Raw genomic sequence first — 19603 nt, 5'->3', positions numbered from 1 at the left:
TGCCTTGCCAGCCTTTTACGCGCGCTCGACCTTACAGGCGCATTTCTTGAAGTCGGTTTCCTTGGAAATCGGGTCGGTGGCGTCCAGAGTCAGCTTGTTGATCAACTGTCCTTCGTCAAACCAAGGCACGAACACCACGCCGCGCGGTGGCTTGTTGCGCCCGCGTGTCTCGACCCGCGATTGCATATCGCCCCGTTTCGAGGAAATGGTGACCTCCTGCCCGCGGCGCAGTCCCCGGTCTTTGGCATCCTGCGGGTGCATGTACACCACAGCCGCTGGGAACGCGCGGTGCAATTCCGGCACCCGGCGGGTCATCGAGCCGGAATGCCAATGCTCCAGAACGCGCCCGGTCACCAGCCAGAGGTTGAATTCTTCGTCCGGAACCTCGGCGGGAACCTCGAATGGCGCGAAGATGATATTCGCCTTGCCATCCTTCTTGCCGTAAAAGCGGACCTCTTCGCCCTCTTTCACATAGCTGTCATAGCCTTCGCGGAACCGGTACAGGGTTTCCTGGCCGTCGACCACCGGCCAGCGTAGGCCGCGAGCTTTGTGATAAGTATCGAAGGGGGCGAGATCGTGGCCGTGGCCACGTCCGAAATAGGCATATTCCTCGAACAGGCCCTTCTGGACGTAGAAGCCGAAATCATTTGCTTCGTCGTTTGCAAACCCTTCGGCTGTTTCCGACAGCGGATACTTGTTGACCTTGCCGTTCTCGAACAGCACCTGGAACAGGGTCTTACCGCGCAGTTCGGGCTTTTGGGCCAGCAACTCTTCCGTCCACACTTCGTCGGTGGTGAAACGCTTGGAGAACTCCATAAGTTGCCACAGGTCCGATTTGGCCTCGCCCGGTGCGTCGACCTGCTGACGCCAGAACTGGGTGCGCCGTTCGGCGTTGCCATAGGCGCCTTCTTTTTCGACCCACATGGCAGTCGGCAGGATCAGGTCGCCAGTCAGCGCGGTCACAGTCGGATAAGGGTCTGACACGACGATGAAGTTTTCGGGGTTACGATACCCGGGATAGCCTTCCTCATTGATATTGGGGGCGGCCTGCATGTTGTTGTTGCACATCACCCAATAGGCGTTCAGCTCGCCGTCTTTCAGCTTTCGGTTCTGCAGCACGGCGTGATATCCGGGCTTGGGCGGAATGGTGCCTTTCGGGATTTCCCAGAAGCTTTCGCAAATGTCGCGGTGTTCCTCGTTCATCACAACCATGTCTGCAGGCAGGCGGTGGGCGAATGTGCCGACTTCGCGGGCAGTACCACAGGCCGAAGGCTGTCCTGTCAGCGAAAACGGCGAATTGCCCGGCTCCGATATCTTGCCGGTCAGCAGATGCACGTTGTACATCAGCGAGTTGACCCAGGTGCCGCGCGTATGCTGGTTGAACCCCATGGTCCAGAGCGACATCACCTTGCGGTTCGGATCGGCGTACTGTCGGGCCAGACGTTCCAGCTTCTCGGCGGGAACGCCCGAGATTTCCACAGCTTTTTCAAGCGTGTATTCGGACACAAAGTCTTTGTATTCCTCGAACGAGATTTTTTCGATCTTGCCGTGATTTCCCGAATGTGCCGGATTGGCGGCCGCCTGTTCCAGTTCATGTTCGGGGCGCAGACCGTACCCGATATCGGTGGCGGTTTTGGTGAAATTCGTGTGCTTGTCGACAAAGTCCCAGTTCACCGCATCGTTTTCGATGATGTAGTTGGCGATATAGTTCAGGATGGCCAGATCGGCCTGAGGGGTAAAGATCATCCCGTTATCGGCCAGCTCGAATGACCGGTGTTCGAAGGTCGACAGCACGTGTACTTCGCAGCCCGGTTTGGTCAGACGGGTGTCGGTCAGCCGCGACCACAGGATCGGGTGCATCTCGGCCATGTTCGACCCCCAGAGCACGAAGGTATCGGCCGCCTCGAGGTCGTCATAGCAGCCCATCGGTTCATCGATGCCGAAGGTCCGCATAAAGCCGGTAACAGCCGATGCCATGCAATGGCGCGCGTTGGGGTCGATGTTGTTCGACCGGAAACCGGCCTTCATCATCTTGGCGGCGGCATACCCTTCCCAAACGGTCCACTGGCCCGAACCGAACATACCGACGCTGGTCGGGCCCTTGTTGGCAAGCGCCTCTTTCCACTTGGCGGCCATCACGTCGAAGGCTTCGTCCCACGAAACGGGCTCGAACTCGCCGTTCTTGTCGTACTGACCGTTCGATTTGCGCAGCAACGGCGTGGTCAGACGGTCCTTGCCGTACATGATCTTGGACAGGAAATAGCCCTTGATACAGTTCAGACCCCGGTTCACCGGCGCATCCGGATCGCCTTGGGTGGCCACGACGCGCCCGTCTTTGGTGCCGATCAGGACCGAGCATCCGGTGCCGCAGAACCGGCAGGGGGCTTTGTCCCAACGGATGTCCGGGGTTGCAGCCTGTGCGTTAGCCTGTCCGGTGGCCAGCGGCAGTCCCGCCGCCGAGGCGGTTGCCGCCGCTGCAGTCGATTTCAGAAAGGTCCGGCGTGATTCAGAGATGGTCATGGCATGTGTCTCCGGCTGTTTGTCTGGCTAGAAGCGTCTGGACGCGGAGTTTGCTCCGCGGGATTTTCGAAATGGTGATAGGTCAGCGACAACGAGATGACGCCCGGGATCTGATGCAGATCCATGATCGTCTCGGATGCCAGCTTTTCGGGCGTGTCCTCGACAACCACGACGAGGCGGCCATCTTCGGCCGCGGCGTGGACTTCGGCCCCGTTCACTCGCGCGATCGCAGCCTGTGCGGTTTCGGAGGTTTCGGGGATCACATGAATGAGGCAACCGCAGATGTTCATAGGGCGACCTCCTGATTATGTGGCGCGCGGCGTTCGAAGCTGACGGACCCGGCGGGGCAAGCGTTGGCGCAGGCCCCGCAACCAGTGCAACTGTCGGCGTCGAGCGAGGGTTCGGCGCGGCCTCCCGGCTGCAGTCGGAAGCGGATCGCGCTGTGGTCGCAGACGTCCTGACAGACCCGGCAGCTAATACCGTTCATGGACAGGCACGAGGTTGCAATCGTTGCCCGCCAGGGCCAATCTTCGACCTGTTCAGGGTCCAGCGCACCAGTCGGGCAAACGCGGGCGCAATCGCCGCAGAAGGTGCAGGGACCTTCGTCCAGCTTTACAACCGGCCAACCCTGAGCGTCGAATTTGATGATATCTTCGGGGCAAGCTTCGCGGCATTCGTCGCATTGCGTACACAGATCAAGAAATGCCGCTTCATCCGCTCCGGGTGGGCGGATGGCTGTCCGATCATTACGCAGCACTTTTCCCTTAAGGAATGCACGGCGGCTGGCTAGCTTGTTCATACGCTTGCGACCTTATGCATAAAGGGCAACGCTTGGGCCTGCCCTGAGTCGGGTTCTAGTGTACCTTGAACCCCGGGATATTGACCTATGTCATTTTCAGAGCTGTTATTTTCTTTGGAAACACGAAAATCATGCGCATAAAATGCACAATTTCATATATTTGTATCGATGTTAATTTGAAGAGCCTGGATCACAGGCGATGCAATTGCCGATTCAGGCGCGTTTCTCACCGATGGAAGTGACACCCAGAACAGACAGGACCCGGGCCTCGATCTGGTCGGCATTCATGCCAGCTGTGGCGTACATATCGGCGGGATTGGCCTGATCGATAAACGTATCCGGCAGCACCATCGAGCGGTATTTGAGGCCCTGATCGAACACGCCCTCATCCGACAAAAGCTGCGCCACATGGCTGCCGAACCCGCCAACCGCGCCTTCCTCGATCGTGATCAGCGCCTCGTGGTTCGCAGCCAGATCCAGGATCAGATCCCGATCCAGCGGCTTGGCAAAGCGCGCATCGGCAATGGTAGGGGTGATCCCTTTGGCCGCCAGTGATTCAGCAGCTTTCCGGACCTCTGCCAGTCGGGTGCCAAAGGACAGAAGCGCGACGCGGGCACCGGTCTGGATCATACGGCCCTTGCCGATTTCCAACACCTTCCCGGTCTCGGGCAGGTCCACACCAACCCCTTCACCTCGGGGATAACGAAATGCGATGGGGCCTTCGTCATGGGCCGCGGCGGTCGCGACCATGTGCATCAACTCGGCCTCGTCTGCTGCCGCCATGACCACCATACCCGGCAGGTTGGCCAGATAGGCGATGTCGAACGATCCGGCATGGGTGGCGCCATCCGCACCCACCAGCCCGGCGCGGTCGATGGCGAAGCGCACCGGCAGGCGCTGGATTGCCACGTCATGCACCACCTGATCGTAGCCACGTTGAAGGAAGGTGGAATACATGGCGCAGAAGGGTTTCATTCCTCCGGCCGCCAATGCGGCGGAAAAGGTCACGCCATGCTGTTCTGCAATCGCCACGTCGAAGCAACGCGATGGGTATCTCTCGGCAAACAGGTTCAGCCCCGTGCCATCCGGCATCGCAGCCGTCACTGCCACGATCTTGTCGTCGCGCGCCGCCGCCTCGACCAAAGCCTTGCCGAACACCGACGTGTAGGACGGCGCGTTCGAGGGGGCTTTCTTCTGTTCGCCGGTAACCACGTCGAATTTCGCCGTCGCATGGCCTTTGTCCCGGGCCTGTTCCGCCGGTGCGTAACCCTTGCCCTTCTTGGTGAGCACATGGATCAGGATCGGTCCGGCCGCTTTGGCCTTGACCGCCCGCAGAACCGGCAACAACTGATCCAGATCGTGTCCGTCGATTGGCCCAAGGTAGGAAAACCCCAACTCTTCAAAGAGAGTTCCGCCCATAGCCATGCCTTTCAGCATGTCCTTGGCGCGCTTGGCGCCCTCGCGGAAGGGCTCGGGCAACAGCGACACCGCGCCTTTGGCGGCAGCTTTCAGATCGTGGAACGGTTCTTCGGCATAGATGCGCGACAGATAGGTAGACAGCGCGCCCACGGGCGGGGCGATGCTCATCTCATTGTCGTTGAGGATGACGATCAGGCGTTTGCCGAGATGTCCGGCGTTGTTCATCGCCTCAAACGCCATACCCGCCGACATCGAACCGTCCCCGATGACCGCAATCGCATCTCCCAGACCTTCGGGCGTGACACCGCCCAGATCGCGGGCCACGGCAAATCCCAGCGCGGCACTGATCGAGGTCGAGCTATGCGCGGCACCAAACGGGTCATAGGGGCTTTCGCTGCGCTTGGTGAAGCCGCTCAGGCCATCTTTCATGCGCAGGGTCCGAATGCGATCACGGCGTTCCGTCAGAATCTTATGGGGATAGCATTGATGGCCCACGTCCCAGATGATCTTGTCGCGTGGCGTATCGAACACGGCGTGCAAGGCAGCCGTCAGTTCAACAACACCCAGCCCCGCGCCCAGATGCCCGCCTGTAACCGATACCGCCGAGATCGTCTCGGCCCGCAACTCGCGCGCCAGCTGATGCAGCTGCGCATCCGAGAACTGCTTGAGGTCCGCAGGGCGGTTCACAAGATCCAGCAGAGGGGTGTGCGGACGGTCGGATGTCATCTGTAGCGCGTTCCTTGCGGCTTAGCTGTCCCGGGCAATAACGAAGCGGGCGGCGTCCTTCAAGGTTTCAGCCTGCGCACCATACCCATCCAATGCAGCACAAGCCTGATCCACCAACTCCGCCGCACGGGACTTGGCCGCATCCAGACCCAAAAGCGAGACGAATGTCGCCTTGCCCGCTTGCGTGTCCTTCTGCAGGCGTTTTCCCGCCTTTTCGGCATCGCCTTCGATATCCAAGATGTCATCGGCGATTTGAAAAGCAAGGCCAAGAGCTTGGGCATATTGGCGCAAGGGCCCCGTATCTGCCCGCGCAAGCCGCGCGCCCGCGCAGGCAGACCACTCGATCAACGCGCCGGTTTTGCCTGCCTGTAACCGGGTTATTTCTTCCAGTGTCAGTGGTGACGCCGCCGTCTCAGCCGCGACATCCAACGCCTGGCCAAGTACCATGCCCTGCGCGCCGCTCGCTCTGGCCAGTGTCAAAGCCATCTCAGCACGAATCTCAGCAGTACCGGCTTCGGCACTGGTACATAGCTCAAAGGCCAGAGTCTGCAACGCATCCCCGGCCAGAACTGCGGTGCCGTCATCCCATTTCACATGGACCGTCGGGCGACCGCGCCGCAGATCGTCGTTGTCCATGCAGGGCAGATCGTCATGGACCAGAGAATAGGCGTGCAACGCTTCGATCCCCGTCGCTGGCCAGATTGCTTGAGTCGGACCAATCCCATGAATCCGCGCGCTTTCCAGAACCAGAAACCCGCGCAGGCGCTTACCGCCTTGCGTGGCATAGGTCATCGCGCGGGTCACATCTAGATCGTCCAGTGCGCCCAGAACAAGATCAAACTGATCCTGAATACGGGCGGCATCCTGCGCCAGTCTTTCACGAAACATTTACTGACCTTCGACAGGTGTCGTTCCGGTTGGCTGCCCATCGGCGTCCAGAGTGATTGCGGCCACTTTCTCCTCGGCCCGCTTCAACTCATCCTCGCAGCGTTTCTTCAGCTTTGCACCGCGTTCATAGAGTTCGATCGACCGATCCAGCGCAACATCGCCGCGTTCCAGCTGGCCGACCACGGCCTCAAGCTCTTTCATCGCCTGTTCAAAGGTCATCTGTTCGACTGGGGTCTCGGTCATCGTGCTGCCTTCATCAGTTCTTCCACATGGGCGCGTGTCGCCTCGGCCAGTGCGTTCAGATCATACCCGCCTTCCAGAGTCGAGACGATACGGCCGTCACAGACCTCATCGGCAATCTTGCATAGCTCAGCCGTGATCCATGCGAAATCACCCGTGGACCAGTTGAGATTCGCCAACGGATCATCCTGATGCGCATCGAACCCGGCCGAGATGATGATCAGTTCTGGTTTGAATGCCCGCAGACGTGGAAAGGCTTGCGTTTCATAGGCCACCCGCATCTCCGCTCCACCCGTGCCCGGAGCCAGGGGAATATTCAAAACCGTCTCATAAGCGCCAGTTTCATCAGGACGGCCAGAGCCGGGCCACAACGGCATCTGCTGGCTGGTGATCACCAATGCGCGCTTTTCGTCCCACAACAGGTCTTGCGTGCCATTGCCGTGATGCACATCGAAGTCCACCACGGCCACGCGGCTCAACCCGTGATGCTCCAGCGCATGTTTGGCGGCCAGCGCCGCATTGCCAAACAGACAGAACCCCATGGCCGTTTCGGTCTCGGCATGATGCCCCGGAGGTCGAATGGCACAAAACGCGTTCTGCGCTTCGCCTCCCAGCACCATATCGACAGCCCGCACCGCGGCACCCGCCGCGCGATAGGCCGCATCGACCGAACCCGGCGACATGAACGTGTCGCCGTCAATCTGCCTGAACCCATCCAAGGGCCTGCTGTCGAGGATGTCGCTGATGTAACTCTGCGGATGAATGCGCAGCAGATCGTCATCCGCCGCCATCGGAGCGGTCACGCGCTGCAGATCAAGGTCCTCAAGCGCATGAAGAATGTGCTCCAGCCGCGCCACACGCTCCGGGTGGCCTTGCGGTGTAACGTGATCGAGGCAATCTGCATGAGTCAAAAGGGCTGTTTTCATCGGAATCCCATCTTCATCTGGCTCTAAATATCCTCGCCGAAGGCATGAAAACGCCGCGCAGCGGCTAAATCAATCCGGCGCCAGCATATAACCCGCACCGCGCACCGTCTGCAGATAGCGTGGCTGCTTCGGGTCCTGTTCCAGCTTCCGACGCAACCGAGTGATCTGCACGTCCACGGCACGTTCCTGCGCCTGACCTTTGTCACGCCCCAGATCCTCGACCAGTTTGGCGCGGCTGATCGGTTCACCGGGCTGGGCCGAGAATATCTTCATCAGTTGGCTTTCCGTTGCGGTCAGACGCACCGGGTCTTCACCCTGCCACATCTCGCCGCGCTCGATATCATAGCGAATGGGCCCAAGATGCAGGATCTTCGCCGCCGTGTCCTGCGCAGGCGTCTCAGGCATCCGGCGCAGAATGGCATTGATCCTCAGCAGCAGCTCTTTGGGCTCGAACGGTTTCGCCAGATAGTCATCCGCGCCCGCCTCCAACCCGGCAATCCGATGCTCGGTTTCGCCCTTGGCCGTCAACAGCAGGATCGGGGTGGTATGGGTGTCGCGCAGGGATCGGGTCAGGCTCACACCGTCCTCACCGGGCATCATCACATCCAGCACGATCAGATCGAAATCCAGCCCCGACAAAACCCGTCGCGCGTGGGCTGCATCCCGCGCTGAGGTCACCAGAAACCCGCTGCGCATCAGGAATTTCTTGAGCAGATCGCGAATGCGCTCGTCATCGTCGACGATCAGAAGATGGGCGTCCATATCGCTCATGAAGTCGTATCCCGCAGTTTGGTATATGCACGACGCATATCAGCATCCATCATCGCTTCAAGCACTTTGCGAAACCCGGCCACTGCTTCGGGCCCCGCATCCTTGTAGGCCGCGCGCATCCGGGCGCGCTGGGCGTCGGACAGTTTGGCCTCTAACGCCTTGCCCTTATCCGTCAAAAATAGGTGGCGTTCGCGTTTGTCCACTGTTCCGACCCGGCTTTCGACCAGCCCATCCTCGATCAGACTGCGCAGAACACGGTTCAGCGACTGCTTGGTAACGCCCAATATGGCCAGCAGATTGTTGACCGTTGTTCCCGGCGCTCGGTTTATGAAGTGAATGGCCCGATGATGCGCCCGGCCATAGGACATTTCGGACAGGATGCGGTCCGGATCGGCAGTGAACCCGCGATAGGCAAAAAACATGGCCTCGATACCCTGCCTCAGTTGCTCATCTGTCAGAAACAACAGGCTTTCTCCGCCAAAGACCGGGGCAGGACGGATATCGGACATGTCGGGCCTCATTCGTAATATGGTCCGACTTTATGTCAGCCTTATTGACATTCCAAGAGCGCGCAGGTATCGAATCGCAGTTTTTGCGCAACATTGTGTCCGATGCGGACCTATGTGGCGCAACATTCGGAAATTATGACCTGCTCAGGAGGTTTCGCATGGCGGGATATGACGATCGCGACGGTGTCATCTGGATGGATGGAAAGTTGGTGCCATGGCGCGAGGCCAATGTGCACATCCTGTCCCACGCGATGCACTATGCGTCCTCGGTGTTTGAGGGTGAGCGCGCCTATAACGGCAAGATCTTCAAAAGCCGCGAACATTCCGAACGCCTGATCGCCTCGGCCGAGGCGCTGGACATGCCGATGCCTTACTCAGTTGATGAGATCGAGGCCGCCAAGGAAGAAGCCCTGAAAGCCAGCGGTCTTCAGGATGCCTATGTGCGGGCGCTGGTCTGGCGCGGCTCGGGTGAAGATATGGGTGTGGCCTCCGCCAAGAACCCGGTTCGGATGGCCATCGCTGTTTGGCCTTGGGGGGCCTATTACGGTGACGCAAAGATGCAAGGCGCCAAGCTGGACATCGCCGAGTGGAAACGCCCCAGCCCGGAAACCATTCCGGTCCATGCCAAGGCAGCGGGCCTTTACATGATCTGTACTATTTCAAAGCATAAGGCCGAGGCCAAAGGCTGCTCGGACGCTTTGTTCATGGATTACAACGGCAATGTGGCTGAAGCGACGGGCGCCAACGTCTTCTTCGTGAAAGACGGAGAAGTACACACCCCGCTGGCCGATTGCTTCCTGAACGGCATCACCCGTCAGACAGTCATTCAGATGCTGAAAGACAAGGGCGTCACTGTCCACGAACGCCGCATCAGACCCGAAGAAATGGCGGATTTCGAACAGTGCTGGCTGACCGGAACAGCAGCCGAAGTCACACCGGTAGGGCAGATCGGAGATTACACGTTCGAGGTTGGCGACCTGACCCGTGAAATCGCCGACGACTACGAGAAATTAGTCCGCGCGTAAGTTAACACCGCTTTGAACCCCCGCTCAGGCGGGGGTTTTGATTGCAGATCGTGCAATCTTCCATGCAGATCGTCCCGAGGTGTGGACGTTTTCGCGCTAGGCTGTAGCCTAGGCCTATGTTGGATCTTCTCAGCGATATTCTCACCCGCCTGTCTTTGCAGGGCACGTTCTATTTCCGCACATCTTTCACTCCTCCTTTTGGAATACAGGTGCCGGGCTTCGAAAACGTGGCCCGGTTTCACTTTGTTCAGCGCGGCGAATTGAAGGTTCATCTGCCGACGACGGGCGAAACACTGCGGTTGCGGCAGGGCGATCTGATCCTGATCCCCCATGGCGCGCCGCACGCACTGCTGTGCAATGAGGTCAAACCATTCGATGCCCTGCCGCTTGAGCAGGTATTGGAACTGTCGGGCTACAAAGGCGATGGTGTGCTGGTCTATGGCGGCGCCGAAGAAGAGCGTGATACGCAACTGATCTGCGGGCACTTCTCGTTTACCGGCCCTGCCGGGCGGAACGGGGCGGGGCACATGCTGATTGACCGGCTACCGCCCTATATTCTGATCGAGAACTACGGTGAAGACGCCGGCGCCTGGATTGAGGCGACGTTGCGCATGATCGGATCAGAAGTGTCCGGTGCGCGCATTGGTGGTGACTTGATCGCGCTGAAACTGTCCGAGGTGCTGTTCGCACAGGCGATCCGCGCCTATCTTGAGCATCAAAGCCCCGATGATGCTGCGTTGGCCGGGTTTGCAGATCCGCGCATATCGCGGGCGCTGACGGCATTTCATCAGTCTCCGGCGCAGGACTGGAGTGTCGCGACGCTTGCCCGCGAGGCGGCGATGTCGCGCACCGCATTTGCCCAGCTGTTTGCTCAGAAGATGGGGACAACTCCGATACAGTACCTGACGGATTGGCGGATGCAGATCGCCTGCCACGGGCTGACCGAGAATCGCTGGACTGTCGCGGATGCGGCTGCCGAGGTTGGCTATGCGTCCGAGGCTGCATTTTCGCGCGTGTTCAAGAAGCAGGTTGGCCTGTCACCCGCTGCTTACCGTGCGATTCACTGATCAAACGAATTCAGTGAACGATCTGCACAATATGCAGGACGTTCTCAAATGGTTCGTTCGAACTGCTGCTCCTAATCTTTGATCATCACTGATTGAAGAAAGGAAGTTCAGATGTCCCTGCGTTTCGTCACCCGCTCCGTCCATGCCTATCTCGACTACCCGGTTGCGGTCGCGCTTATGGTCCTGCCCTTTGTTCTGGGGCTTGGCCAGTCCAACGCTTTGGCGCTTTGGCTGTCTGTGGCTACCGGTGCTGCGGCCTTTGCGCTGACCGTTCTGACGGACCATCATCTCGGGATTTGGCGAGTGCTGCCCTACAAGTTCCACCTTGCAGTTGACCTGCTTGTCGGCATCGCCTTCCTGCTGGCCCCTAGCTTGTTTGGCTTCTCGGGAATTGATGCGCTGTTCTATTGGGTGAACGGCGCGGCGGTCGTGGTGGTCATATCGCTCAGCGCCCCCGAGCAAAGTGCGGTTGCCTAACCAACCAGATTCGCAACAAGTTGCGGTGATGGGCCATGCGCGATGCCGGATGGCCCTTGCCATATCAGACCCTAATCGGGGAAAATACGCCCCATGCACCGGCTCTGTTATCTTGGTTTTTCGGACTTGAATATTCCGACAAAAACAATCAGATATAGGGTAACGCCAGATGACGAACATCAAGCATAGGGTTCCGGGGCGATCTGTGGGCTCAGCAATGCAGATGTGAAGGCCGACCATCGCCCCGGGAACGACCAAAGGGAGAACGCGCTTGCGCGATCGTTTCGAAGAACTGATGGCCGATCCCTGCTGCGCGTCGTGCGATTGCGACGCGCTGGCCTCGGATGTCGCAGCTTATCTCGATCACAAGACCTGCGATGCCGAACGCTGCCGCCGGCATGAGGAAAGGTCTTCGGAAAAGCCGCATCCCGTCAGGCGCGCATCAATGCGTGCGCTGAACGAAGGCAGGCTGCGGGATTAGAAATCCACGCCACGCTGGGCTTTGATGCCGGCCTGAAAGGGGTGCTTTTCTTCGGTCATTTCGGTCACAAGATCCGCATAGTCGCGCAGCGCTTGCGGGGCGTCCCGACCTGTCAGGAACACACTGGTTTTGTCCGAGCGCGCCTGAAGCCCCTCGATAACAGTCTCTACAGGTAGGTATTCGTAACGCAGGGCGATGTTGATCTCGTCCAGAACGACCAGATCATAGTCACCGCTTTTCATCAGGTCACACGCCCTGTTGAAGGCCGAAGTCGCCGCCGCGATGTCGCGCTCACGGTCCTGTGTGTCCCAGGTGAACCCTTCGCCCATTGTGTGCCAGGTGACCAGATCGCGTTCTTCGAAGAACCTCCGCTCACCCGTCTTCCACTTGCCCTTGATGAACTGGACCACGGCCACTTTCTGTCCCCATCCCAAGGCCCGGATCACCACTCCAAAAGCGGCCGAGGATTTGCCTTTGCCCTTGCCGGTGTTGATCAGCACCAGCCCCCGCCCGGGATCAACCGCTTCCGAGACTTTCTTGCGGTGCTTGGCCTGCACCTCTTGCATCTTTTCTTTGTGGTCTTGTGCGTCGCTCATCGGGAAACCTCATTGGAGTATCGCGCCCAAACTAGGGGAAGTTTGTGAAAGGTAAAGTCAGGCCTTGGGATCTGTGGCGGATCGCGCCTTGGTTCTGTCCAGCCCAAGCTGACGCTCGCGCAGGATTACCACGACGTTGCCTGCAATCACGAGCGCCGCACCGCCCAGCATCACCAGCGTCGGAAGCTCATCGAACCAGATGTAACCGATGATGATGGCAAACAGCATTGTGGTGTAGTCGTAAGGTGCCAGCATCGAAGCTTGTCCAAACCTGTAGGATGAGGTCACCAGAATCTGCGCCACCCCGCCGATCAGGCCGATTGCTATAAGAAGTGCCGCCTGTTCCCAGCTTGGGACGGTCCAGCCCCAAAACACGGTGAGACCGGACAGCAAGGTCGCGGTGAGAGAAAAGTAGAACACGATCGCAGCGGGATGATCCACCTGAACCAGTTGGCGAATATGTATCTGAACAAAGGCGCGTGCAACGGTGGCTGCCAACACGCAGAGCGCGCCTATCGTTGCGGCGGTCTCGGACGTGCCTGATCCCAGACGGGGCCAGATCATGATCAGAACACCGACGAGGCCAATGGCGACGGCGCCGATGCGGATCATCCGTATCCGCTCACCCAGCATGATCGCGGCCAGGATCAGCGTAAAGATCGGGGTGGCATAGCCGATGGCCGTGACCTCGGGCAACGGCAGCAGGCTAAGGCCGGTAAAGGTCAGGCCCATGGCCGATGTGCCCAGAACGCCGCGCCAGAAATGGCCCATGGGTTTCCTGACAACGAAGCCCTGCGCCAATTCTCCGCGCCAGGTCAGCCAGGCGATGATGACCGGAATCGCGAAGAGCGAGCGAAAAAACACCATCTCACCCGGCGGGAATTCGGCCGACAGCGCCTTGACCAAAGCGGACATTGACGTGAACAGAACCAGCGCACTGAGTTTGAGCGCCACGGCCAATGCCGGACGATGCGATGTTAAGGATTTCGCCATGGCTGTGAACCTGCGCTTTTGAGGCGAAAAGATCAACTCGCCAAAAGTCCTGCGTCAGAGATTTGACCAATCCGGGGGAAGCTGCGCCCCGATCTCCTCTGACAGGTCCTGTAGAAATCTCATCATCCGTGCCGCCCGGTGCCGCGCAATCGCCTTGCCTTTTGCGGTCAGCATATCATTGGGCAGTCGCAACAGTTTTACATGCCAGTGATCGATCGAAAAATGCAGGTCATCCGGCAAACGGTTTTCGGCAAACGGATCTGACGGATCATAAAGCGTGCGCCCCAAAGCGCCCGATACGGAAAAGTTGCGCGCTATGCCGATTGCACCCAGCGCATCCAGCCGGTCGGCATCGCGTAATATACGTGCCTCAGGTGTTTCGGGCGGGATGTTGGCCGAGAAACTATGTGCGGCGATAGCGTGCTGAACAGCTTCGGTTTCAGTGGTGGAATAGCCGAAATCGGCAAGAACAGGCTCTGATTCCTTCGCGGAACGTATCGAGGCCAGATGGCGGCTCGGGTCGTCTTTGGGCAGGTTGATCAGGTCATGCAGATAACAGGCCGCAAGCAAGACACGCGTGTTGGCGTCATCATCGGCTATGGCCTGCGCATTGATCCAAACCCGATCCAGATGCGCCAGATCATGCGCCGGGTCCGTCTGCATTCGCTGGTCGACGACCGCGCGCAGCTTTGTGCGCAGATCAGCCGATCCGTCCACGGTTCTCACCGATCTGGCCACGGTGCAGCAGCAGGTGATCGAGGATTGTGCAGGCCATCATCGCCTCACCCACCGGCACGGCACGGATGCCGACGCAAGGGTCGTGGCGGCCTTTGGTGATGATTTCGGTTTCCTCGCCGGATTTGGTAATGGTCTTGCGGGTGGTCAGTATAGAAGATGTCGGCTTGACCGCGAAGCGCACCACAATGTCCTGCCCGGTCGAGATGCCGCCCAGAATGCCGCCCGCGTGGTTACTGCTGTATTGCGGGCCGTTCTGGCCCATGAAGATTTCATCCGCGTTGGCCTCGCCAGTCAGTTCGGCGGCGGCCATGCCTTCGCCGATCTCGACGCCCTTGACCGCGTTGATCGACATCATCGCGGCGGCCAGATCCGTGTCTAACTTGGCATAAATGGGCGCGCCGATCCCGGCGGGAACGCCGCGCGCGACGACCTCAACAACCGCGCCGACTGAGTTGCCAGATTTGCGCAACCCGTCCAGATAGGCGGCCCAGTCCTCGGCCGCCTGCGCATCAGGCGTCCAGAACGGGTTCTGTTCGATCTGGGACCAGTCGAACTTGTCCCGGTCGATCTTGTGGGGGCCTATCTGGGTCATGTAGCCGGTGATTTGGACATTGGGCGCGATCTGCTTGATCGCCTCGCGTGCCAGACCGCCTGCGGCGACGCGCGAGGCGGTTTCACGGGCCGAGCTGCGCCCGCCGCCACGATAGTCCCGGATGCCGTATTTCTGCCAATAGGTGATATCCGCATGGCCCGGGCGGAACTTGTCCATGATATCGCCATAGTCTTTCGAGCGCTGATCGGTATTTTCGATCATCAGCTGAACCGGGGTGCCGGTGGTCTGGCCCTCGAACACACCAGACAGGATCTTCACCTGATCGGGTTCTCGCCGCTGGGTGGTGAACTTGTTCTGCCCCGGTTTGCGCTTGTCCAGCCAGTGTTGGATCATGGCTTCGTCGATGGTGACGCCCGGCGGGCACCCGTCAACCGTAGCGCCCAGGGCGGGCCCATGGCTTTCACCCCAGGTGGTGACGCGGAAGAGGTGTCCAAAGCTGTTCATCGACATGGGCGTGCTCCTTTGCGGGATGTGATTAGCGGGGAGTGCCTTTGGCCTCAAGCGGATTTCGGCGCAGCGGGGGAGGGGGTCAGCCCCCTCTTGAGCCTTTGGCTCAATTCACCCCCGGGATATTTTTGGCCAGATGAAGCGAATCAGGTTGCCGCTTGCAGCGATTGGCGGGTTTTGGTGATCGCAAGTGCAGCTTGTGCGGCCTCGCGGCCCTTTTGCACGAAATGGTCGCGATAGATTGCGTTGTGGTGGTCGGTTTCCTGATATTGATGTGGGGTCAGTGAGACCGACAGGACAGGAATACCCGTCTCGAGCCCGGCCCGCATCAGCCCATCGACGACGGCCTGTGCGACGAAGTCGTGCCGGTAGATGCCGCCATCCACCACGAAGGCGGCACAGGCGATCGCAGCGTAACGCCCTGTCTGCGCCAGATCGCGGGCCAGCAACGGCATCTCGAATGCGCCGGGTACGTCGAAGACGTCGATCTGGTCGACCGGGATGAGGTCCTGAAACCCGTCCAGCGCGCGGTCGACGATATCGGAATGCCAGTTGGCTTTGACAAAAGCATAGCGGGTGTGTGTCATCGAGATCTCCTAAGTAAACAGACACGTCACCCAAGGCGATCACGAGCAATCGCACCGTATCACCGGCGCGACTTGCACGTTCTCTTCCATCCGGACTGTAACCGTCGGCTCTGGCCTCTCACCAGATCTGCTTGTCACCCCGAAGGCGGGGCCGCTCGCGGGCTTACGGGTCATGCCCGCATACCGCCGGTGGGGAATTTCGCCCCGCCCTGAGAACGAATGGGACCTTGCCAAGGCGACATCGCTTCTGCAAGAGAAATTGGCAGGAGGACCGAAATGCACCCCAATCCAGCCTTTAGGGCCGAGGCCCCCGCGCGTAATATAGAATTTGCCCGCGCCCGCGCCTTTGGCGTTCTGGCGGTGTCGGCACCGGATGCACCGCTGCTGAGTCATGTTCCCTTTCTGCTGAACGAGGATGCCGCATGGGCCGACTTGCATCTGGTCCGGTCAAATCCGGTCGTCAGGCAACTGAAGCAGCCGCAACCGGCGCGGATCGCCGTCTCGGGGCCGGATGGGTATGTTTCTCCCGATTGGTATGGAATCGATGATCAGGTCCCGACCTGGAACTATGTGGCGGTTCATCTGACCGGGGAGCTTGAGATGCGTCCAGCGGATGAGCTGCGTGCCCTGCTGGACCGGCAGGCGGCCGATTTCGAAAAACGCTTGCTGCCAAAGCCTCCTTGGCTGGTATCGAAAATGACACAGGATGCCTTGGATCGGATGATGCGCATGATCGTGCCATTCCGCCTGAATATCTCTGACATCGATGGCACGTGGAAGCTGAATCAGAACAAGCCCCCAGCCGCGCGTAAACTAGCTGCTGATCAGATGCGATCTGCGGGGGTTGGGAGTGAGGTCGAACGGCTGGCCTCGCTTATGCGCGAGGCCTGAGGTACATGTGTGCCCTGTTTACTGAGTGCTGAAGGTGGCCAGATAGGCGGCGATGTCGTCCGCGCCCTTCTTCAGTTTCACGCTCATGTTGGGGCGAGCCGTTTCATCATTCAGATACTCTTTGATGAACCCGACCGGATCTTGCGAATAGGCGGCGATGTTTTCTTCTGTCCAGACCAGCCCTTCCTGGCCCGCCCGGATCATGTCATCGGTGAACATTCCGATGGGCAAACGCTCGCTTCCGTTGCGATAATCGTATTCGGACCCGGCGACGCGACCAACGACGCCATACAGATTCGGCCCCGTGATACCGCCTTTGACCAGAACTTCGCCATCTTTGATGATCGCGTGGCAGGAGGAGCACCGGTTATAGAGCAGCTCACCTTTCGCCGGATCACCGACCGCAAAGGCCTGTGCAGTGGTCAGAAGAGAAAAAAGAACTGCGGTTGCTGCAATCTTTGGCATTGGAAATCTCCGGCTGAGAGGTGGTGTTTACCGGTCTTTCAGACATTCCCGTTAAAAGTGCAATCATATTTTCGATGGACTACAGATTTTTGAAATATCTATTTTATATGAATGATTTAAGTGCATCAGAATCGGTTTGGGCCGGAGCTTTGGCGGGCGAATTTGCGACAGAAAACTCAAAAATGCCGACTGTGTCGTCACGGTCTCGATTTGCGTTGGTTCGAAACCGACAGGGGTGCAGTCAGAGACCGAATCACACTCCAACTGCGGGGCGTTATTCGGATACTTTGAGGGTCAAAATCTGCATTTGATATTGAAATTTTACCCCTTCACCGTGACATGAATGCTTAGATGCGGCGTATTGCGCGTTTAACAGCGCTGGACGAACTCTATTCTCCCCGATAGATACCCCCTCTAAGACGCCGCACTTGTGCGGTGCGCGAGCTTTATGCCCGTTCGCGGGCGCCAGACAATTCGGAGATAACCTCGTGTCCCACGCTGAAGACCACGAAGGCACCCGCAGAGATTTCCTCTACTACGTCGCTGGCGGCGCAGGTGTCGTTGCCACCGGGGCTGCCGTTTGGCCCCTGGTGAATCAAATGAATCCATCGGCAGACGTTCAGGCGCTGTCCTCGATCCGCGTTGATGTAAGCGGTGTCGAAGAGGGGACGCAGCTGACCGTGAAGTGGCTGGGTAAACCCGTTTTCATTCGCCACCGCACTGGCGAAGAGATTCAGCGCGCTGGTGAGCAGGACCCCGACGGCGTCGATGCACTGCCCGATCCGCTGGCACGCAACTTCAATCTGGCCGCCGATGCGCCCGCAACGGATGCCAACCGCGTGATGCCGTCGCCCGAAGGCGAAGAGGCCGCCGCATGGCTCGTCCAGATGGGCGTATGTACCCACCTGGGCTGTGTGCCTCTGGGCGACGCCGGTGATTTCGGCGGCTGGTTCTGCCCCTGCCATGGTTCGCACTACGATCTGGCGGGCCGTATCCGTAAGGGCCCCGCGCCCGAGAACCTTCCTGTGCCGCCCGCTGAGTGGGTGGACAGCAGCACCATCAAACTCGGCTAAGGGAGACCCAGTTTATGTCCGGCATTCCCCACGATCACTACGAGCCGAAGACGAACGGCGAAAAGTGGCTGAACAGCCGCCTGCCGATTGTCGGCCTGCTGTATGACACCCTGATGATTCCCACCCCGAAAAACCTGAACTGGTGGTGGATCTGGGGCATCGTCCTGGCCTTCTGTCTGGCGCTGCAAATCGTCACCGGTATCGTTCTGGTGATGCATTACACCCCGCATGTGGATCTGGCTTTTGCCAGCATCGAACACATCATGCGCAACGTGAATGGCGGCTATATGCTGCGCTATCTGCACATGAACGGCGCGTCGCTGTTCTTTGTTGCGGTCTACATTCACATCTTCCGTGGCCTGTTCTACGGCTCGTACAAAGCCCCGCGTGAGATCACGTGGATCATCGGGATGCTGATCTATCTGATGATGATGGGCACTGCCTTCATGGGCTACGTTCTGCCCTGGGGCCAGATGTCCTTCTGGGGCGCGACCGTGATCACCGGCCTGTTTGGTGCGATCCCGTTCGTGGGTGACGCGATCCAGACCTGGCTGCTGGGCGGACCGGCGGTGGACAATGCCACGCTGAACCGCTTCTTCTCGCTGCACTACCTGCTGCCGTTTGTCATTGCGGCGCTGGTGATCGTGCATATCTGGGCCTTCCACACCACCGGCAACAACAACCCCACAGGTGTTGAAGTGCGCCGGGGCTCAAAGGCCGAGGCCGAGAAAGATACCCTGCCCTTCTGGCCCTATTTCGTGATCAAGGACCTGTTCGCTCTGGCGGTCATTCTGGTCGTGTTCTGGGCCATCGTTGGCTACATGCCGAACTATCTGGGCCACCCCGATAACTACATCGAGGCCAACCCGCTGGTCACGCCTGCGCACATCGTTCCCGAATGGTACTTCCTGCCGTTCTACGCGATCTTGCGTGCCTTCACCGGCGAGGTTTGGGTTGTGCAATTCGCCAGCTTCATCACCGGCGGCATCATCGACGCCAAGTTCTTTGGTGTTCTGGCGATGTTCGGTGCGATCCTGGCCATGGCCCTGGCGCCCTGGCTGGACACCTCGACCGTGCGGTCAGGCAAGTACCGTCCGATGTTCAAATGGTGGTTCTACCTGCTGATCATCGACTTCTTTGCCCTGATGTGGCTGGGGGCGATGCCCGCTGAAGAACCCTATGCGTCCTTCTCACTGATCGCGTCCGCCTACTGGTTCGCCTATTTCTTCGTGATCCTGCCGATCCTGGGTGTCATCGAAAAGCCCGAGGCGCAGCCGGAAACCATCGAAGAAGACTTTAACGCGCATTATGGCAAGGCTAACGCCGACGCCACGCCGGCCGAGTAAGAAAAG

The 19603-nt window shown here is 59.2% G+C and carries 22 protein-coding genes and 1 riboswitch; of the genes, 7 read left to right on the top strand and 15 right to left on the bottom strand.

The window, feature by feature from the left end; translation table 11 throughout:
- Nucleotides 1–15: 15 nt before the first annotated feature.
- From napA to RA27_RS19010, 9 genes are all read right to left on the bottom strand, one after another.
- A complete protein-coding gene (gene napA, locus RA27_RS19050; RefSeq protein WP_039542847.1) occupies nt 16–2520 on the bottom strand; it encodes a nitrate reductase catalytic subunit NapA in 2505 nt (834 codons plus the stop codon).
- On the bottom strand, nt 2517–2810 hold the full coding sequence (locus RA27_RS19045) for a chaperone NapD (RefSeq protein WP_039542844.1): 294 nt from the start codon (nt 2808–2810) through the stop codon (nt 2517–2519). Before RA27_RS19045 ends, napA begins: the two co-directional genes overlap by 4 nt.
- Nucleotides 2807–3319, bottom strand: a complete 513-nt coding sequence (napF, locus tag RA27_RS23805; RefSeq protein WP_082025196.1) for a ferredoxin-type protein NapF — start codon at nt 3317–3319, stop codon at nt 2807–2809. The genes RA27_RS19045 and napF overlap by 4 nt, the downstream gene beginning before the upstream one ends.
- Before the next feature lie 213 nt (nt 3320–3532).
- Entirely contained in the window at nt 3533–5464 is a 1932-nt protein-coding gene (gene dxs / locus RA27_RS19035; protein ID WP_039542840.1) for a 1-deoxy-D-xylulose-5-phosphate synthase, read from the bottom strand.
- Nucleotides 5465–5485: 21 nt separating this feature from the next.
- Entirely contained in the window at nt 5486–6352 is an 867-nt protein-coding gene (locus tag RA27_RS19030; RefSeq protein WP_039542838.1) for a polyprenyl synthetase family protein, read from the bottom strand.
- Nucleotides 6353–6595, bottom strand: a complete 243-nt coding sequence (locus RA27_RS19025) for an exodeoxyribonuclease VII small subunit (protein WP_039542836.1) — start codon at nt 6593–6595, stop codon at nt 6353–6355. It lies immediately after the preceding gene.
- A complete protein-coding gene (locus tag RA27_RS19020) occupies nt 6592–7518 on the bottom strand; it encodes a histone deacetylase family protein (RefSeq protein ID WP_039542832.1) in 927 nt (308 codons plus the stop codon). The genes RA27_RS19025 and RA27_RS19020 overlap by 4 nt, the downstream gene beginning before the upstream one ends.
- 69 nt (nt 7519–7587) lie before the next feature.
- Nucleotides 7588–8289: a response regulator gene (locus RA27_RS19015; RefSeq protein WP_039542829.1), complete on the bottom strand. Its 702-nt coding sequence runs from the start codon at nt 8287–8289 to the stop codon at nt 7588–7590.
- Nucleotides 8286–8798 carry a MarR family transcriptional regulator gene (locus RA27_RS19010; protein WP_039542825.1) on the bottom strand — a complete coding sequence of 171 codons (513 nt, stop codon included), beginning with the start codon at nt 8796–8798 and terminating at the stop codon, nt 8286–8288. Before RA27_RS19010 ends, RA27_RS19015 begins: the two co-directional genes overlap by 4 nt.
- 158 nt (nt 8799–8956) lie before the next feature.
- Between RA27_RS19010 and RA27_RS19005 the strand changes: the two genes are divergently transcribed.
- The 4 genes from RA27_RS19005 to RA27_RS18990 all read left to right on the top strand — a co-directional run bounded on the left by RA27_RS19005 (nt 8957) and on the right by RA27_RS18990 (nt 11848).
- On the top strand, nt 8957–9823 hold the full coding sequence (locus RA27_RS19005) for a branched-chain amino acid aminotransferase (protein ID WP_039543200.1): 867 nt from the start codon (nt 8957–8959) through the stop codon (nt 9821–9823).
- 116 nt (nt 9824–9939) lie between these two features.
- On the top strand, nt 9940–10890 hold the full coding sequence (locus tag RA27_RS19000) for an AraC family transcriptional regulator (RefSeq protein ID WP_039542822.1): 951 nt from the start codon (nt 9940–9942) through the stop codon (nt 10888–10890).
- A gap of 111 nt (nt 10891–11001) precedes the next feature.
- Entirely contained in the window at nt 11002–11367 is a 366-nt protein-coding gene (locus tag RA27_RS18995; RefSeq protein ID WP_039542819.1) for a hypothetical protein, read from the top strand.
- A 271-nt stretch (nt 11368–11638) separates the two neighbouring features.
- Complete coding sequence (locus tag RA27_RS18990; RefSeq protein ID WP_039542817.1) at nt 11639–11848, top strand: hypothetical protein; 210 nt, start codon at nt 11639–11641, stop codon at nt 11846–11848.
- On the opposite strand, the gene cobO is transcribed toward RA27_RS18990, so the two are convergent.
- The 5 genes from cobO to RA27_RS18965 form a co-directional block, all read right to left on the bottom strand.
- Nucleotides 11845–12444: a cob(I)yrinic acid a,c-diamide adenosyltransferase gene (cobO, locus tag RA27_RS18985; RefSeq protein WP_039542814.1), complete on the bottom strand. Its 600-nt coding sequence runs from the start codon at nt 12442–12444 to the stop codon at nt 11845–11847. The two genes, RA27_RS18990 and cobO, sit on opposite strands and share 4 nt — an antisense overlap.
- A 57-nt stretch (nt 12445–12501) precedes the next feature.
- A complete protein-coding gene (locus RA27_RS18980) occupies nt 12502–13437 on the bottom strand; it encodes a DMT family transporter (RefSeq protein ID WP_039542811.1) in 936 nt (311 codons plus the stop codon).
- A gap of 54 nt (nt 13438–13491) precedes the next feature.
- Nucleotides 13492–14154, bottom strand: a complete 663-nt coding sequence (locus RA27_RS18975; protein ID WP_052265385.1) for an HD domain-containing protein — start codon at nt 14152–14154, stop codon at nt 13492–13494.
- Nucleotides 14138–15238: a chorismate synthase gene (gene aroC / locus RA27_RS18970; protein ID WP_039542808.1), complete on the bottom strand. Its 1101-nt coding sequence runs from the start codon at nt 15236–15238 to the stop codon at nt 14138–14140. The genes RA27_RS18975 and aroC overlap by 17 nt, the downstream gene beginning before the upstream one ends.
- Before the next feature lie 143 nt (nt 15239–15381).
- A complete protein-coding gene (locus RA27_RS18965) occupies nt 15382–15822 on the bottom strand; it encodes a 6,7-dimethyl-8-ribityllumazine synthase (RefSeq protein WP_039542805.1) in 441 nt (146 codons plus the stop codon).
- Nucleotides 15823–15896: 74 nt separating this feature from the next.
- Nucleotides 15897–16043, bottom strand: a riboswitch (FMN riboswitch).
- 55 nt (nt 16044–16098) lie between these two features.
- Between RA27_RS18965 and RA27_RS18960 the strand changes: the two genes are divergently transcribed.
- Nucleotides 16099–16713 carry an FMN-binding negative transcriptional regulator gene (locus RA27_RS18960; protein WP_039542803.1) on the top strand — a complete coding sequence of 205 codons (615 nt, stop codon included), beginning with the start codon at nt 16099–16101 and terminating at the stop codon, nt 16711–16713.
- 18 nt (nt 16714–16731) lie between these two features.
- Here the strand turns inward: RA27_RS18960 and RA27_RS18955 are convergent, their stop codons facing one another.
- Nucleotides 16732–17178 (bottom strand): cytochrome c550, encoded by a 447-nt coding sequence (locus RA27_RS18955; protein WP_039542800.1) that lies wholly within the window; start codon nt 17176–17178, stop codon nt 16732–16734.
- A 488-nt stretch (nt 17179–17666) separates the two neighbouring features.
- Between RA27_RS18955 and petA the strand changes: the two genes are divergently transcribed.
- Nucleotides 17667–18251 (top strand): ubiquinol-cytochrome c reductase iron-sulfur subunit, encoded by a 585-nt coding sequence (gene petA, locus RA27_RS18950; RefSeq protein WP_039542798.1) that lies wholly within the window; start codon nt 17667–17669, stop codon nt 18249–18251.
- A gap of 14 nt (nt 18252–18265) precedes the next feature.
- Complete coding sequence (gene petB / locus RA27_RS18945) at nt 18266–19597, top strand: cytochrome b (protein ID WP_039542796.1); 1332 nt, start codon at nt 18266–18268, stop codon at nt 19595–19597.
- Nucleotides 19598–19603 lie beyond the last annotated feature (6 nt).

The sequence above is a fragment of the Ruegeria sp. ANG-R genome (assembly GCF_000813985.1).
Classification (GTDB): Bacteria; Pseudomonadota; Alphaproteobacteria; order Rhodobacterales; family Rhodobacteraceae; genus Ruegeria.
Note: the sequence above shows the minus strand (reverse complement) of the source record. Positions and strands in the feature narration are given on the sequence as shown.

What these genes read in the sequence shown, in the direction of transcription:
- RA27_RS19000 (WP_039542822.1), top strand. Translation starts at nt 9,940, where the DNA reads ATGTTGGATCTTCTCAGCGATATTCTCACCCGCCTGTCTTTGCAGGGC.
- RA27_RS19045 (WP_039542844.1), bottom strand. Translation starts at nt 2,810, where the DNA reads ATGAACATCTGCGGTTGCCTCATTCATGTGATCCCCGAAACCTCCGAA.
- RA27_RS19005 (WP_039543200.1), top strand. Translation starts at nt 8,957, where the DNA reads ATGGCGGGATATGACGATCGCGACGGTGTCATCTGGATGGATGGAAAG.
- RA27_RS19010 (WP_039542825.1), bottom strand. Translation starts at nt 8,798, where the DNA reads ATGTCCGATATCCGTCCTGCCCCGGTCTTTGGCGGAGAAAGCCTGTTG.
- petB (WP_039542796.1), top strand. Translation starts at nt 18,266, where the DNA reads ATGTCCGGCATTCCCCACGATCACTACGAGCCGAAGACGAACGGCGAA.
- RA27_RS19015 (WP_039542829.1), bottom strand. Translation starts at nt 8,289, where the DNA reads ATGAGCGATATGGACGCCCATCTTCTGATCGTCGACGATGACGAGCGC.
- RA27_RS19030 (WP_039542838.1), bottom strand. Translation starts at nt 6,352, where the DNA reads ATGTTTCGTGAAAGACTGGCGCAGGATGCCGCCCGTATTCAGGATCAG.
- RA27_RS18995 (WP_039542819.1), top strand. Translation starts at nt 11,002, where the DNA reads ATGTCCCTGCGTTTCGTCACCCGCTCCGTCCATGCCTATCTCGACTAC.
- RA27_RS19025 (WP_039542836.1), bottom strand. Translation starts at nt 6,595, where the DNA reads ATGACCGAGACCCCAGTCGAACAGATGACCTTTGAACAGGCGATGAAA.
- RA27_RS19020 (WP_039542832.1), bottom strand. Translation starts at nt 7,518, where the DNA reads ATGAAAACAGCCCTTTTGACTCATGCAGATTGCCTCGATCACGTTACA.
- napF (WP_082025196.1), bottom strand. Translation starts at nt 3,319, where the DNA reads ATGAACAAGCTAGCCAGCCGCCGTGCATTCCTTAAGGGAAAAGTGCTG.
- RA27_RS18960 (WP_039542803.1), top strand. Translation starts at nt 16,099, where the DNA reads ATGCACCCCAATCCAGCCTTTAGGGCCGAGGCCCCCGCGCGTAATATA.
- RA27_RS18980 (WP_039542811.1), bottom strand. Translation starts at nt 13,437, where the DNA reads ATGGCGAAATCCTTAACATCGCATCGTCCGGCATTGGCCGTGGCGCTC.
- RA27_RS18955 (WP_039542800.1), bottom strand. Translation starts at nt 17,178, where the DNA reads ATGCCAAAGATTGCAGCAACCGCAGTTCTTTTTTCTCTTCTGACCACT.
- cobO (WP_039542814.1), bottom strand. Translation starts at nt 12,444, where the DNA reads ATGAGCGACGCACAAGACCACAAAGAAAAGATGCAAGAGGTGCAGGCC.
- RA27_RS18965 (WP_039542805.1), bottom strand. Translation starts at nt 15,822, where the DNA reads ATGACACACACCCGCTATGCTTTTGTCAAAGCCAACTGGCATTCCGAT.
- napA (WP_039542847.1), bottom strand. Translation starts at nt 2,520, where the DNA reads ATGACCATCTCTGAATCACGCCGGACCTTTCTGAAATCGACTGCAGCG.
- dxs (WP_039542840.1), bottom strand. Translation starts at nt 5,464, where the DNA reads ATGACATCCGACCGTCCGCACACCCCTCTGCTGGATCTTGTGAACCGC.
- aroC (WP_039542808.1), bottom strand. Translation starts at nt 15,238, where the DNA reads ATGTCGATGAACAGCTTTGGACACCTCTTCCGCGTCACCACCTGGGGT.